Here is a 13858-nt window from a genome sequence, read left to right on the forward strand (position 1 = left end):
TGACGGAACAGCCGACTGACGGAAGGGTCGGCCGACGGAGGGGATCAGCCCCTCAGCGCCGTGCTGAGCGTCGTGCCGAGCGACGCGCGGTCCACCGTGCCCGAGGGCGTACGGGGGAGACAGTCGAGGACGTGCACAGCGGGCTGGGGCCAGCCGGACGGCCAGGCGCGCCGGACGGTACGCCGCCACAGGCGCCGATCGGCATCCGCACCGGCATCCGCACCGGCGACCGGTACGACCACCGCGGACACCCGGGGGACCGCGTCCCCGGCCCTCGGCTCCCACAGGACGGCGGCCTCGCGCACACCCGGCAGCGCGGCGATCACGGCCTCGGCGTCGGCGCGGTCGAGGAGCCGGCCGGCCCAGCCGTGGGCCAGGTCCACCGGGCCCAGCAGGCGGATCCGGTCGGCCGCGTCGATCCACGCGCGCAGCGCACCGGGCCGCGGGTCGTCGGCGAGCCCGAGCAGGCCGGGGATGCCGGGTGGCAGAGCCCGCCCGGCCGGGTCCGTCACCTGGAAGCGGAGGCCGGGGGCCGGGTCGGTGAGCCAGATCCCGTACGGATCGTCGGCCCGCCAGGCGCAGCCGCCGAGCCGGCCCAGCGCCGGATCGACGACGTCCAGCAGGACGCGCCCGCCCGCGCGGGAGAAGGCGGCCACCGCCGGTGTCGGCAGGAACTGCTCGACGGGGCAGCGCGCCACCCGCGAGGCGTCCGGCCCTGCCGCCACGGCGGTCAGCTCGGCGAAGGATCCCCGCACACCACCACCGTCGCCCGGTGACGGTGACGCGTCGCGCCCCGTCGAGGCGGCCCGTACGTATCCCTGCGCGAGCAGGCCCAGTGGGGTGTCGGGCCGCTCCGTGAGCTGCCCCAGCAACCGGGTGAAGTCGGCGGTCAGCCGGATCGCGCCCGCCGGATCGAGCGAGGCCGCCGTGAAGTCCAGCCGCCCGTACGCCGCGTCACCCTCCCGCCGGAGTTGCAGGATCACCTCGAAGGACCGGGTGGAGTTGGGCGCGAAGAAGTCCCAGTCGCACTCCAGGCCCGGCACCTCGCCGACATCACGGACCACCGTCGGGTAGGACACCCCGATCCGGTCGAAGGCGCCCTGGCTGACGTCCACCCCGTGGCGCCGGCGCAGCTCGCGCAGCACCCAGCCGAACGGGACCCGGCGGTAGCGGTGCACCAGGCCGAGCGCCCGCGCGCTGATCGCCAGGAGGTCGCGGAAGCTCGCGTCCCGTTCCACCTCGATCAGACAGGGCACGACATTGATCTGGAGGCCGATCTGATCCCGGGTCCGGGGAACGCTGGTGTCCACCGGAATCCCCACGACGAACCGGGAGTTGCCGTACTCGCTCAGCACGGCCGCGAGGCAGGCCACAAGGCCGGTGAAGAAGCTGGCCCCCGCCTCCTTGGTGAGCGTCCTGAGCCGGGCGCAGTGCTCGGCGGGCAGATCGAAGCGGGGCGTCGGCCGGACTTCCTCCCCGGGGTCGGCCCCGTCGCCCCGGGGCAGCACCAGTCCGGGCAGTGTCAGCAGATCGGCCGCCAGCCAGTGCTGGAGCACCTCGTCGAGTTCCTGGTCGATCTCGGGATGCTCGGGCAGGTCCTGGCGCTGGCGCTCCGGTGGGCCGGCCGCCGTGCGCAGCGCGGCTAGGGCGCTCAGGAACTGACGGGCGAACACGAACTTGGACCGTCCGTCGAAGGCGATGTGGTGCACCCCCACCACCAGCGTGCACCGCTGTTCGCCGTGGTCCAACAGGGAGAAGGCGATGGGGGAGCGCACGGTCAGGTCCCAGGGCCCGACACGGTTCTCGCGGTACCAGCGGCGGGCCGTCTCAAGCTCCCCGCCCGGCGCGGCGGGCAGCGGCAGTTCCTCGAACTGGAGGACCGCGGACGCCGGGTGGATCGCCATCCGCGCCCCGGAGCCGCCGGTCTCGGAGCCGTCTGGCTCGTGTGTGACGACCAGGCCGCGAAGCTGCGGATGGTCGTCACACACGATCAGACAGGCGGCCCGCACCTGCTCCGCGGTCACGTCACCGCGCAGGAGCACCGACAGGAAGCCGCCGTTGATGGCCGAGGGATGCAGCTGCTGTTCCAGCCACATGGACTCCTGGGCCGGCGAGAGCCGGACCAGCGCGGGGCCGGGCGCGGCACCGGCCGGCGGCGCGGCGGGCACAACACCGGCCGGCGGCGCGGCGGGTACGGCACCGGTCGTCGGCGTCGGCTCAGACACGTGCCGTCCCGCTGTCCCGCAGTGCGCGCCGTGCCACCTTGCCGCTGGCCGTCAACGGCAGTTCCGGTACGACGATGTAGCGGACGGGCACCATGTAGTCCGGCAGGGCCGCGGCACAGGCCGCGCGCAGGGCCGCGGCGTCCAGCGGGCCGGACGCGTCGGGGTCGGGCACCACATAGGCGTGCAGCGCTGTCGTACGGTCCTGGCCGTGGCCGATCACGGCGGCCCGGCGCACACCGGGGACCCGGCCGAGTACGGCTTCGACCTCGCCCGGCTCGACCCGGTAACCGCGCACTTTCAGCTGGTCGTCGATGCGTCCGACGAAGTGCAGCAGACCGTCCTCCAGCCGGACCCTGTCGCCGGTGAGATAGCCGCGCCGGCTGCCTCCGGCGACATGGGGAAGTTCCGGGAACTTGGCATGGGTCAGCCGGTCGTCTCCGAGGTAGCCGAGGGCCAGGCAGCGCCCGGCCACCACCAGTTCGGCCTCGTCGCCCTCGGCGAAGGGGGCCAGTACGCCGTCCGCGAGTCGCAGCAGCTCCGCCCCGACGGCGGGGCCGCCGAGCGGTGGATGCACCGGCCAGTCCTCCGGGGCTCCCGGCAGCCGGTGCTCCGTCACCACGTGGGTCTCGCTGGGCCCGTACTGGTTGACCAGCGTCGCGTCCAGGCCCGCGAACAGCCTGCGCACCTCCTCGTTGACGACCAGCCGCTCCCCGGAGACGACGATCTCTCGCAGTGCCGTCAGCCGGTGGCCGGTCACCGGGACGGCGACGGCGAGCGCGTGCAGCGAGGTCACCGGGAGGAAGGCGCGCGCCACGGCCTGGTCGTGCAGCAGGGCCGCGAGCAGGAACGGGTCGCGCCGGACCGTGTCGTCGACCACGACCAGCGTGGCCCCGGCCGTCCAGGTGGCCACCAGTTCCTGGAATCCGACGTCGAAGCCGACGGACGCCGTGTGCGTGGTGCGGGGGGCCCGCGGCCACTCCCACGTGTCCAGGTGCCAGGAGGCGAGGTCCTCCAGGACGACGGGCGGCACCGCCACACACTTGGGCGTACCCGTCGAACCCGAGGTGGCGACGACGTAGGCGACCGGCCCGGTCAGGGACGGCGCGGGGCCGGGAGCCGCCGCCCCGTGCAGGCCCTGGACGGTGGCCTCGGCGCGGTGTGCGTCCGGGCCGACGTACCCGGAGCCGAGGTCCACGGACGGGACGGCGGCGTCGCGCAGTACCAGCGCGGTCCCGGCGGCCCCGACGATCCGGGCCAGTCGCTCCGGGGGCAGTGCCGGGTCCAGCGCGACGACAGCGGCCCCGGCACGCCAGATGCCCAGGACCGCGGCACAGCGCCACCAGCCGCGCGGCGCCAGCAGCCCGACGGTGTCGCCGGGGACCACGCCCCGGTCGGCCAGCCCTGTCGCCACCCGGGCGGAGGCCTCCGCCAGCTGGGCGTAGGTGTACTCCGTGCCGTCGTGGTGCACCGCGATCCGGCTGCCGTGGGTCTCGCAGACGACGACGAGCGCGTCCGTGAGGGACATCAGAGTTCGACCGTCACACCGGACTCGAACCAGTGGTGCATCTGCACCGCCGCCTCGATGCTCATCCGCGTCACCCCGGCCCGGAGACCGAACGTCGCGTCGGTGAGCACCGACTTGACCCGGTCCGTGTCGAGCAGACCGTTCACCCGCGCCCCGCTGTCCTCGGTGATCGCCTTCAACTGTGCGCGCAGCCCCGTGCGGTAGGCGGGGTCCTGAACGGTCGGGTAGGGCGACTTCTTGCGCTCCAGCACCGACTGGGGCAGCAGGTCGCGGACCGCGGCGCGCAGCAGGCTCTTCTCGCGTCCGTCGGCGACCTTCATCTCCCAGGGCACGTTGTAGACGTACTCGACCAGCTCGTGGTCGCAGAACGGCACCCGGCCCTCGACCGAGGCGGCCATGCCGAGGCGGTCCTTGCGGTCGAGGATGACCCTGAGGTACCGGGTCATGTTGAGGTAGGTGATCTCCCGCATCCGCCGCTCGTGCGCGGACTCCTCGCCGGTGAGCGGGACTTCGGCGATCGCCTCCTCGTACCGCTCGCGGACGTAGCCGGGGAAGTCGAGGTCGGCGTACAGGCCGCGGTCCAGCAGTCCGGAGAGGAACTCCATCTGATGGGAGGCGCCGAGCCAGGGGAAGGTCCGGGACTTCACGTAGAAGGGGTCGTGGAACCACATGTAGCCGCCGAACAGTTCGTCCGAGCCGTCCCCGGTGAGGGTGACGGTGGAGAAGCGGCGGACCTCCTGGGAGAGCCGGTACAGCGACACGTACATGTCGAGCCCGGCGGCCGGCCGGTCCATAGCCCGTACGACGGCCGCCTGGGCCTCCACGTCGGCCAAGTGGTGCCGGTCGATGAGCAGTTCACGGTGGTCGCTGCCCAGGTGCGCGGCCATCTTCGCGACGTACGGGGCGTCCGGCGAGTCGTGCACCTCGTCCGGGCGGAAGTTGTCCAGGTGGTAGGCGAACTCCATGGAGAAGGTCCGCAGCCGCTCGCCGCCGCCCAGGGAGCGGTTGACCAGGGCGCAGATCGCGCTGGAGTCCAGACCGCCGGAGAGCATCGAGGAGATCGGCACGTCGGCCGTCACCTGACGCCGGATGACGTCCTCCAGGATCTCGCGCACGGTCCGCTCGGTGGTGGCCAGGTCGTCGGTGTGCGGCCGGGCCGTGAAGGTCCAGTAGCGGGAGCGGCGGACACCGTCGCGCGAGTAGCGCACCACTTCGCCCGGGATCACCTCACGGGTGTGCTTGAAGACGGAGCGGCCGGGCGTCGGGGTGAACGACAGCGCCTCCAGCAGTCCGGCCCGGTCCACCACCGGGCCGATCAGTCCGGTGGTGAGCAGCGCCTTCGGCTCGGAGCCGAACGCGAAGCCCTCGGGGGTCTCCGCGTAGAACAGCGGGTAGATGCCGAACCGGTCCCGGACGAGGACGAGTTCCTCCTGCTCGACGTCCCACACCGCGAAGGCGAACATGCCGCGCAGCCGCTCGGCGCAGGCGGGCCCCCACTCCTGGTAGGCACGCAGCACCACCTCGGTGTCGCTGCGGTCCCGGAAGCGGTGGCCGCGCCTGCTCAACTCCTCGCGGAGCTCGGTGAAGTTGAAGACCTCGCCGGTGTAGCTCAGTACGAGCGTCTCGCGGCCCTCGGCGTCCGTGGCGATGGCGGGCTGGTGTCCGCCCTCCAGATCGACCACGGCGAGCCTGCGGGGGACGAACAGGGCCCTCTGTGAGGACCATTCGCTCACCTCGTCCGGGCCGCGCAGCGCCAGCGCGCCGTGCATCGCCTGGGAGAGATCGGGCCGTCGCGAAAGGTCGTCAGTGAAGGAGACGAGGCCGACAATTCCGCACATGTAATGCAAACCCCCAACATCGTGCCCACCTGCGACGCTTCAGGCCCGGACGGCTGCTCACTGCCAGTCGATGAGGACGAGGATCGCGGCTGCCGCCCCGCAAGTCACCCTTGATGGCAGCTAGTTGACACGTCGTGATCGATGGGTGGCATGAAGCGCGATGCGCGCACGGCGTTGGGGGTCACCTTCAGCCGGTCACCGTCAGCTGGTCACCGTGAACCACGTGGCCCGGGACTTCTTCCACTCCGCGTGGGTGAGGTCCTTGGCCTCCGTGCCGTCGCCGTACAGGTCGGCGGAGCCGTTGTCGGTGATCAGCTGGGCTCGGGTGCCGGGGACGGTGAGGTCGGGGACGTCGACGACGGACTCCCAGCCGCCGGGGTCCGAGGTGGGCAGGTCGACACGCTTGACCGGGGCGTGGGCAGGGTCGCCGTCCCAGGAGTAGAGGGCGTACGGGTCGGTGTTGTCGTCGGCGGCCCAGGAACCGGCGACGATCAGGTACTGGTCCGCCGCGTTCTTGCGGATGTCGCGGACCGAGAGGCCGCCGAGGTCGAGTTCGACCGGGGTGCCGAAGGTGGCCGACGCCCCGCTGCCCACCACCTTGTCGATGTTCGTGACCGGCACCAGGAGCGCCTTGCCGCCGGTCACCGCCGGGGTGAGGGGCGCGCGGAAGCCGATGTACGCCGTGGTCGTCGAGCCCGGGGCGAACTCCAGGCCCTCGACGTTGAAGCCGTCGATCTGCTTGGGGACCTGGCCGTCGGCGGTGCCCGCCGCGAAGCCGTAGCGGTCGCCGTTCGCCTCGTCCCAGGCGACGAGGTCGTCGCGCAGCTTCGCGTACGAGCCGGCGTACGACAGCGCCGTCGACGCGCCGGAACCGGTCACCTTGGTCGTGAAGACCGTGTTGCGGGCCGACTTGTACACGCCGTCCTTGTTGTTGCCCAGCGAGCCCGTCCAGTAGATGGTGTCGCCGACACGGGCGGCACCCTCGATGTCGATCTCCTTCGAGACGCCGATGTTCGAACTGAAGTCCCAGGTCTTGACGGGCGCGCCCGAGGCCGAACGGTCGTACAGGCGAAGACTGTTGGACTCGTCGTCCGCGACGACCACGTATCCGCCGCCCACGTCGACGGCGGCGGAGGCGTCGCTGGAACCGGTGAAGTACCGGCTGTCGGCGGACTGCTGGACGGCCGCGGAGGCGGCGTAGTGCAGCGTCTTCGTGGCCGTCTGGCCGTCGACTCCCGTCACCTTCACGGTGAGGTCGGTGTAGCCCTGGCCGCGCGCGGCGACCGCGACCTGCCGGGCGGCACCGGTTCCGGTGACCGTGACGTCGCCGGTGGTGGCCACGGACGTCTTGCTGCTCTTGCTCACGGTGACGGTGAGCGCGGCGGCGTCGGCACCGCTCTGAGCGACCGTCACCTGCACGACCGGGTCCCCGCTCGCGCCCACCGAGCCCGACAGGTACGCCGCCGACAGCGCAAGACTCGGTGTGCCGTAACTCGCCGCCCGTGCCTGGCTTCCCATGCCCATGGCCGTGAGCGTAAGCACCCCGCCCAGCACGGCAACCGTCCTGCGGCCTCTGGGGAAAACGTAGTCCTGCACTGGGACCCTTTCGTCGGCGTGATCTCGACGAGAAGGCTCAGCCGCCCCCGCCAACTCCACGCGGCGGGCGTACGTCCGAGAGGTGAACACCTTCGGACACCGTCAGGGATTCCCGGACACCGTCAGGGAGTTGGACCAGGTCCGAGTGACCTCTCCCGGACGCCCGCCAAGTGGGTCGCGAAGACCTCGCGTGCGTCAGGCGACAGGGTGCGCAGCGCCACCATGGCCGTGATCATGACGTCGCACAGCTCCGAGCGGACGTCGTCCCAGGTGTGGCTCGTGCCCTTGCGCGGGTTCTGGCCCATCGCGCCGATGACCGCCTCGGCGACCTCGCCGACCTCCTCCGACAGCTTCAGCATGCGCAGGAGCAGGCCTTCCTGGCCGGCGTGTGCCCGGTTGGCGTCCAGCCAGGCGTAGAGGCGGTCGATCGAGTCCCAGACGTCTTCATCAGCGTGCTCAGCCATGGGGCCAGCCTCCCAGAGGGAGCGTCCGCCACGGCTGCCCGGCTCCTACTCGTCGAAGTCGTCGAATAGGGTTTCCTGCTCGCCCTCCGCCGCCTTCCGCACCCGCTTGTTCCGGGCGCCCACGACCACCGCCGTGGCCGCCGCGGTCACGCCCAGCGCCACCGGCACCATCCAGCCGCGGTTCACCGTGTGGCCCAGCAGATGGTCGAGGGAGAGGCGGCCGGGTCCCGTCACGGCCAGGCCCGCCGCCGTCAGACCCAGCGACGCCGCGTACTCGTAGCCGCCGCCGCTCGCGAAGAACCCGTTCGGCATGTGCACCGCCGCCGCGCCCGCCATCGCGCCGGCCGCCGCCGCACCGGCCGCGGGGGTCGCGAGGCCCAGCGCCAGCAGCGCGCCGCCGCCCGCCTCCGAGAGGCCCGCCGCTGTCGCGCTCGCCTTCCCGGGCGTGTAGCCCATGGCCTCCATGGCCGCGCCGGTCCCCTCCAGGCCGCCCCCGCCGAACCAGCCGAGCAGCTTCTGCGCGCCGTGCGCGGCCAGCACCCCGCCCGTACCCAGACGGAGCAACAGCAGCCCCAGATCGCTTCGGTCGATACACGTCACGGTGACTCCCAGAACAGACGGCGGCAATATCCGGTCCCTCCCATGTCCCACCGTCGCACCGATGACCGCGCCCGACGCGCCCGCGCCGCCGTTCGGGTGGCGGGCGCCGGGGACCGGTGTGAGTCTGGCTCCCATGACGATTCAGGTAGCGAAACTCAGCGACCCGGCCGTCCGGGCCTTCGTCACCGCCGTGAACGCCCACGACCGTGCGGCCTTCCAGGCACTGCTCGCGCCTGGCGCGACCATGTCCGACGACGGCTCCGACCGGGACCTCGACGACTGGACCGACCGGGAGATCTTCTCCTCCCACGGCCACATGGACGTCGACAACGAGTCCAAGGGCGGCCGCGCGCTCATCGCCCACTACAGCAACGACACCTGGGGCGAGATGAAGACGAAGTGGAGCTTCACCGTCGACGACGGCGGAAAGATCACCCACTTCGAGACCGGCCAGGCGTAACCGCCCCCCCCAGCCGGCCGCACGTAACCCCCGTAACACATCAGGGACTTGCCTTCGTGTGCGCTCCAACTCCTAACGTCCTGCGGCATGGAGACCACTGAGTACAGGACGCAGGGGCCCAGGACACTGGGACGCAGCGGCATCGAGGTCAGCGCCCTCGGCTTCGGCTGCTGGGCCATCGGTGGTGAGTGGGGGACACCCGACGGGCAGCCGCTGGGCTGGGGCAAGGTCGACGACGAGGAGTCCGTACGGGCGATCCGGCGCGCCCTCGATCTCGGCGTGACGTTCTTCGACACGGCGGACGCGTACGGCACGGGGCACAGCGAGCGCGTCCTCGCGCGCGCCCTCGGCAAGCGACGGGCCGATGTGGTCCTCGCCACCAAGTGGGGCAACGTGATCGACGAGGAGCGCCGGCTGCTCACCGGCAGCGACGACTCCCCGGCGTACGCCCGCCGCGCGCTGACCGCTTCACTGCGGCGCCTGGACACCGACTACGTCGACCTGTACCAGCTGCACCTCTCCGACGCCGACCCGGAGCGTGCCGCCCAACTGCGCGACATCTGCGAGGAGTTCGTACGGGAGGGGTTCATCCGCGCGTACGCGTGGAGCACCGACGACCCCGAGCGCGCGGCCGTCTTCGCCGAGGGCGCGCACTGTGCGGCCGTGCAGCATCGTCTCAACATCCTTCAGGACGCGCCCGAACTCCTGGCCGTCTGCGAGGAGTTGAACCTCGCGAGCATCAACCGCAGTCCGCTCGCGATGGGGTTGCTGACCGGGAAGCACACGGCGGGGCGGGCTCTCGACGCCGGTGACATCCGCAGGAAGCCGCCGGAGTGGCTGCCCGGTTTCACGGCCGACGGAACCGCCGACCCGGACTGGCTGGCCAGGGTCGACGCCCTCAAGGAGATCCTCACCAGCGGCGGCCGTACGCTCGCGCAGGGCGCTCTCGCCTGGCTGTGGGCGCGCAGCCCGCGCACCGTCCCCATCCCGGGGTTCCGCTCGGTCGCCCAGGCCGAGGAGAACGCGGGCGCGATCGCCGAAGGGCCGCTCACCGCCGCGCAGTTGACCGAAGTCGACCACGTTCTCGGACGCTGAGCGGCCCCTGGACCGCACGGGCAGCAGCCGTCGTACGGCCGCCGGGTGGTCAGTAGCCCTGACCGCCGTACGTCTGCTGCTGCGCGAGCTGCTGCTGTTCGGGCTGCTGGGCGAACTGCTGAGGTGCCGCGCGGCGCGCGCCGCCCTGTTCCTTCAGCGTGATCTGCCCCGCCTTGATGGTCGCGAGGCGCGGCGCGCGACGGGCGATGGACGAGTCGTGGGTGACCATGATGAAGGTCAGCCCGTACTCGTGCCACAGCCCTTCGAGCAGACCCATGATGTCGTCGCGGGTGCCCTCGTCGAGGTTTCCGGTCGGCTCGTCCGCGAGCAGCACCTTCGGCTTCTTGACCAGGGCGCGCGCGATGGCGACACGCTGCTGCTGGCCGCCGGACAGCTCCGACGGCGCATGGCCCAGGCGGTCGCCGAGACCGACCGAGGTCAGGGCCTCGGCGGCCCGCTCGCGCCGCTCCTTGGGCTTCACACCGAGCGGCACGAGGGCCGTCTCGACGTTCTCCTGGGCGGTCAGCGTCGGGATGAGGTTGAACGACTGGAAGATGATGCCGATCTTCTCGGCGCGCAGCCGGGTCAGCTTGGCCTCGCTGATGGAGGCGAGGTCCACGCCGTCCAGCTCGACGCTGCCGGAGGTCGGGCGGTCCAGGCCGCCGATCATCTGGAGCAGCGTCGACTTGCCGCCGCCGGTGGGGCCCTGGATGACGAGCTGGTCGCCGTCCTCGATGGCGAGGTCGATGCCGCGCAGCGCCTCGACCGTCTCCTTGCCCCGTGTGTAGCGCTTGGTGACGCCGGTGAGCTTGTACATGAAGGTCTCCGAAGATGCAGGGGGTGGGGCGCCGCGGCCCGGGGGGAGTGGACGCGGCGCCCCAGCTCAGGGGTGGTGCTCGAAGGGGATTAAGAGACGCTGCGCAGCGCGTCCGCGGGACGCATCCGCGAGGCGCGCCAGCCGCCCATCGCACCGGCGATCAGACCGCCCGCGATGGCCAGGCTCGCGGCGAGCGCGATGGTGGTCAGCGAGACCGGCGCGGAGAGCGCGATGTCGATGGTGTTCTTGGCCGCCGAAGCCGCCTGCTGGCCGGGACCGCCGCCACCGGGGCCGCCCATGCCGCCACCGCCGGTGCTGGTGGAACCGAGCTCCGCCGTCAGCTTCGGGCTGATCGCCGTCACCGTGTACGCGGCGCCGAGGCCGAGGGCGATGCCGAGCGCGCCGCCGAGCAGACCGTTCACCATGGACTCGCCGACGACCTGGCGGGTGACCTTGCGGGACGGCCAGCCGAGCGCCTTCAGCGTGCCGAACTCACGGACGCGACGGGAGACGGCGGAGGAGGTGAGCAGCGCCGCCACCAGGAACGCGGCGATGAGAACCGCGATGGACAGCCACTTGCCGACGCTGGTCGCCAGGTTCGAGGCGGTCGACAGCGAGCCGGAGACGGTGTCCGCGAGGTCGGCCGAGGTGGTGACCGTGGTACCCGAGATGTTCGCCTGGATCGTCTTCTTGACCGTGGCGATCTGCTTCGAGTCGGTCGCCTTGACGTAGATCGTGGTGACCTTGTTCTTCGAGTCACCCAGCGACTGCGCCTGCTTCAGCGGCAGGTAGACATCGGTGGTCGACTCGCTGCTGTCGGGCGTGGCGATACCGATGATCGTGTACTTGGTGCCGGAGATCTTGATGGTCTTGCCGACCGTTTTCTTGTTCTCCTTGGCGTACGACTTGCTGAGCACCGCGACCTTCGCGTTGGTCTGCGACGCCGTGAAGGTCTTGCCCGTGGAGATCTTCGAGGTGGCCAGCGGGCCGAGGTCCTGGTTGGTGACGTCGACGCCCGCGACGGAGTACGAGTTCACGTCGAAGGAGGCGCCGCCGCCCTGCACCTGCGGGGCACCCGTGCTGCCGCTGCTCTGGCCGCCGGGGCCGCCCTGCTGCGAGCTGGAGGAACCCGTGGTGGACTTCGCCTTGCCCTGGGTGAAGGAGCCGTCGACCTTGGTGACGTTCAGGCTCAGCGCGCCCACCGCGCTCGCCACGCCCTTCTGCGCGGCGACCTTGGTGACGAGCGAGGACTTCAGGGACTGACCGCCCTGGGTCATCACGCGGTCCGAGCTCTGGGTGTCGCTGCTGTCGTTCGACTTGGCGTCGAAGTTGAACTTCGGCCGGCCGGAGGAGCTGCTCGTGGGTGCCGTCTGGGCCTTCGTGACCGTCATGTCGGTGCCGAGCCCGTACAGCGACTTCAGGACCTTGTCCTGAGCCTGCTGCATGCCGGCCGACACCGAGTTGACGGTGATGACCAGCGCGATACCGAGCGCCAGACCCATGGCGATCACCAGCGCCGCCTTCTTGCGCCGGCTCAGCTCACGCTTGAGATAGATGCCAAACATCCCGTTCCTCAAAGGTTCTTGGCGCCCGCTGTGGGCGCGGCCACAAGCTATGGAGGAACCTTTGAGTCGGGCTGAGTAAGAGATGTGTGAGGGCTGAGAAAGTGGCGACCGAAATCAATATTCCGTAAGACAGCTGATTCCTAAGGTCTCTAGGGCGTACTGCCAGGAAACGCCTGTTGAGTGACTCCTCGGTGAAGAACAGCGGGCCCGCCCGGTACGCATCTCCCGGTGGGACGGTGGACGGTCGTAGGGGGCGGGCCCGCGCCTCTTGCACGCCCTTGCGCGCGCCTTCACGCCGTGCCGCTTTACCGTGTCTTTGGACGCGGTGTTCCTTTCCTTTATCACCCCGCTGTACCGCCTCGCGGACGCGCTTTGTACGGTCCCGGGATGCGTGATTCTTCTCGGCTCTCCCGTCGTGCCGCTCTCGGCCTCGCCGCGGCCGTCCCGCTGGCCGCCGCCTCCCCCTCGTACGCCGCCACCACGATCGGCGGTGAACGGCTCGGCCGCACCGGCGTCCAGGTACGCGGAGCCGCGGGGCTGCCCAAGAGGCTCACCGCCCGCGCCTGGCTGGTCGCGGACCACGAGAGCGGCGAGGTGCTCGCCTCGTTCAACGCGCACAAGCGCCTGGCGCCCGCGTCCACCCTGAAGATGCTGTTCGCGGACACCGTGCTGAAGAAGTTCGAGCGGACCGAGAAGCACAAGGTGACCGACGCCGACCTCGCCGGGATACCCGCGGGCTCCAGTCTCGTCGGCGTCAAGCCCGGCATCACGTACACCGTCGAGCAGCTGTGGCAGGGCGTCTTCCTGCGCTCCGGCAACGACGCGGTGCATGTGCTCAGCCATATGAACGGCGGCGTCGCCGAGACCGTCGCGCAGATGCAGGCCAAGGCCCAGGATCTGCAGGCCCTGGACACCCATGTGGTCAGCCCCGACGGCTTCGACCACAAGGGGCAGCTGTCGTCCGCGTACGACCTGACGCTCTTCGCCCGGCACGGCCTCGCCGACGCCGACTTCCGCGGCTACTGCTCGACGAAGACCGCCGACTTCCCGGCCGGCGGCAAGAAGACCTTCCAGATCCAGAACACCGACCGGCTGCTCACGGGCGCGTGGGGCGTGGAGACGTACGACGGTCTGATCGGCGTGAAGAACGGTTACACCAGCAACGCCGGCAACACCTTCACCGGCGCCGCGACCCGCGACGGGCGGACCCTCCTGGTCACGGTGATGCACCCGAAGAGCGGCGGCAGCGGCGTCTACGAGGAGACGGCCCAGCTGCTCGACTGGGGTTTCAAGAACGCGGCCAAGGCCCAGCCGGTCGGCACGCTGGTCGATCCGCTCAGCGAGGGCGGCGCGAGCGCGACACCCACGCACAAGGCGGCGAAGGCGGCCGCGGGCGCTCCGGCCGCGGCTGCCGCGTCGGACGGTTCTTCGTGGGGGCCGGCCGGCGGGGCCGCGGGAGCCGCTCTGCTGCTCGCGGGCGGGGTATGGGCGCTGCGCAACCGCCGGCGCAAGGCGGCCGGGGGCTCGGCGGACAGCGCGGTGGAGGACTCCGCGGACCACGTGGCGGACGACGTGACGGACGGCCGCCACCGGCGCTGATTGCGGGGCAGCCGCTCCACGGTCCGGTGCACACCCCGCGGTCCCACGCGAGGTCCACCCCCACCCGGGCCGCG

Annotated in this window: 11 protein-coding genes; 3 read left to right on the plus strand and 8 right to left on the minus strand. The window is 71.3% G+C overall.

Translation table 11 applies throughout. The annotated features are described in order from the left end of the window. Positions 1–44 precede the first annotated feature (44 nt). From OIC96_RS34260 to OIC96_RS34285, 6 genes are all read right to left on the minus strand, one after another. Positions 45–2225: a condensation domain-containing protein gene (locus tag OIC96_RS34260; protein WP_330304140.1), complete on the minus strand. Its 2181-nt coding sequence runs from the start codon at positions 2223–2225 to the stop codon at positions 45–47. Further along, the gene (locus OIC96_RS34265) at positions 2218–3750 is read right to left on the minus strand and encodes an AMP-binding protein (RefSeq protein ID WP_330304139.1); all 1533 of its coding nucleotides are present in this window, start codon (positions 3748–3750) and stop codon (positions 2218–2220) included. The genes OIC96_RS34260 and OIC96_RS34265 overlap by 8 nt, the downstream gene beginning before the upstream one ends. Beyond that, positions 3750–5588 carry an asparagine synthase (glutamine-hydrolyzing) gene (asnB, locus tag OIC96_RS34270; protein ID WP_330304138.1) on the minus strand — a complete coding sequence of 613 codons (1839 nt, stop codon included), beginning with the start codon at positions 5586–5588 and terminating at the stop codon, positions 3750–3752. Before asnB ends, OIC96_RS34265 begins: the two co-directional genes overlap by 1 nt. A gap of 201 nt (positions 5589–5789) precedes the next feature. Further along, entirely contained in the window at positions 5790–7112 is a 1323-nt protein-coding gene (locus OIC96_RS34275) for a hypothetical protein (RefSeq protein ID WP_330304137.1), read from the minus strand. 194 nt (positions 7113–7306) lie between these two features. Next, positions 7307–7648 (minus strand): MazG-like family protein, encoded by a 342-nt coding sequence (locus OIC96_RS34280; protein WP_330304136.1) that lies wholly within the window; start codon positions 7646–7648, stop codon positions 7307–7309. A 45-nt stretch (positions 7649–7693) separates the two neighbouring features. Beyond that, entirely contained in the window at positions 7694–8248 is a 555-nt protein-coding gene (locus tag OIC96_RS34285) for a DoxX family protein (RefSeq protein WP_330304135.1), read from the minus strand. 133 nt (positions 8249–8381) lie between these two features. Between OIC96_RS34285 and OIC96_RS34290 the strand changes: the two genes are divergently transcribed. Together OIC96_RS34290 and OIC96_RS34295 are read left to right on the plus strand one after the other, a co-directional pair. After that, a complete protein-coding gene (locus OIC96_RS34290; protein ID WP_330304134.1) occupies positions 8382–8708 on the plus strand; it encodes a nuclear transport factor 2 family protein in 327 nt (108 codons plus the stop codon). An 87-nt stretch (positions 8709–8795) separates the two neighbouring features. Continuing rightward, entirely contained in the window at positions 8796–9803 is a 1008-nt protein-coding gene (locus OIC96_RS34295) for an aldo/keto reductase (protein WP_330304133.1), read from the plus strand. Positions 9804–9852: 49 nt separating this feature from the next. On the opposite strand, the gene OIC96_RS34300 is transcribed toward OIC96_RS34295, so the two are convergent. Together OIC96_RS34300 and OIC96_RS34305 are read right to left on the minus strand one after the other, a co-directional pair. After that, complete coding sequence (locus tag OIC96_RS34300; RefSeq protein WP_330304132.1) at positions 9853–10620, minus strand: ABC transporter ATP-binding protein; 768 nt, start codon at positions 10618–10620, stop codon at positions 9853–9855. An 89-nt stretch (positions 10621–10709) separates the two neighbouring features. Beyond that, on the minus strand, positions 10710–12185 hold the full coding sequence (locus tag OIC96_RS34305; protein ID WP_330304131.1) for an ABC transporter permease: 1476 nt from the start codon (positions 12183–12185) through the stop codon (positions 10710–10712). 387 nt (positions 12186–12572) lie between these two features. Here OIC96_RS34305 and OIC96_RS34310 point away from each other — a divergent pair, with 387 nt between their 5' ends. Next, on the plus strand, positions 12573–13784 hold the full coding sequence (locus tag OIC96_RS34310; protein ID WP_330304130.1) for a D-alanyl-D-alanine carboxypeptidase family protein: 1212 nt from the start codon (positions 12573–12575) through the stop codon (positions 13782–13784). Positions 13785–13858: the final 74 nt, after the last annotated feature.

This window comes from Streptomyces sp. NBC_00775 (assembly GCF_036347135.1).
GTDB classification, from domain to species: Bacteria; Actinomycetota; Actinomycetes; order Streptomycetales; family Streptomycetaceae; genus Streptomyces; species Streptomyces lutosisoli.

Coding starts and splice junctions, on each gene's coding strand:
- OIC96_RS34290 (WP_330304134.1), top strand. CDS start 8,382: ATGACGATTCAGGTAGCGAAACTCAGCGACCCGGCCGTCCGGGCCTTC.
- OIC96_RS34295 (WP_330304133.1), top strand. CDS start 8,796: ATGGAGACCACTGAGTACAGGACGCAGGGGCCCAGGACACTGGGACGC.
- OIC96_RS34280 (WP_330304136.1), bottom strand. CDS start 7,648: ATGGCTGAGCACGCTGATGAAGACGTCTGGGACTCGATCGACCGCCTC.
- OIC96_RS34300 (WP_330304132.1), bottom strand. CDS start 10,620: ATGTACAAGCTCACCGGCGTCACCAAGCGCTACACACGGGGCAAGGAG.
- OIC96_RS34305 (WP_330304131.1), bottom strand. CDS start 12,185: ATGTTTGGCATCTATCTCAAGCGTGAGCTGAGCCGGCGCAAGAAGGCG.
- asnB (WP_330304138.1), bottom strand. CDS start 5,588: ATGTGCGGAATTGTCGGCCTCGTCTCCTTCACTGACGACCTTTCGCGA.
- OIC96_RS34275 (WP_330304137.1), bottom strand. CDS start 7,112: ATGGGCATGGGAAGCCAGGCACGGGCGGCGAGTTACGGCACACCGAGT.
- OIC96_RS34265 (WP_330304139.1), bottom strand. CDS start 3,750: ATGTCCCTCACGGACGCGCTCGTCGTCGTCTGCGAGACCCACGGCAGC.
- OIC96_RS34310 (WP_330304130.1), top strand. CDS start 12,573: ATGCGTGATTCTTCTCGGCTCTCCCGTCGTGCCGCTCTCGGCCTCGCC.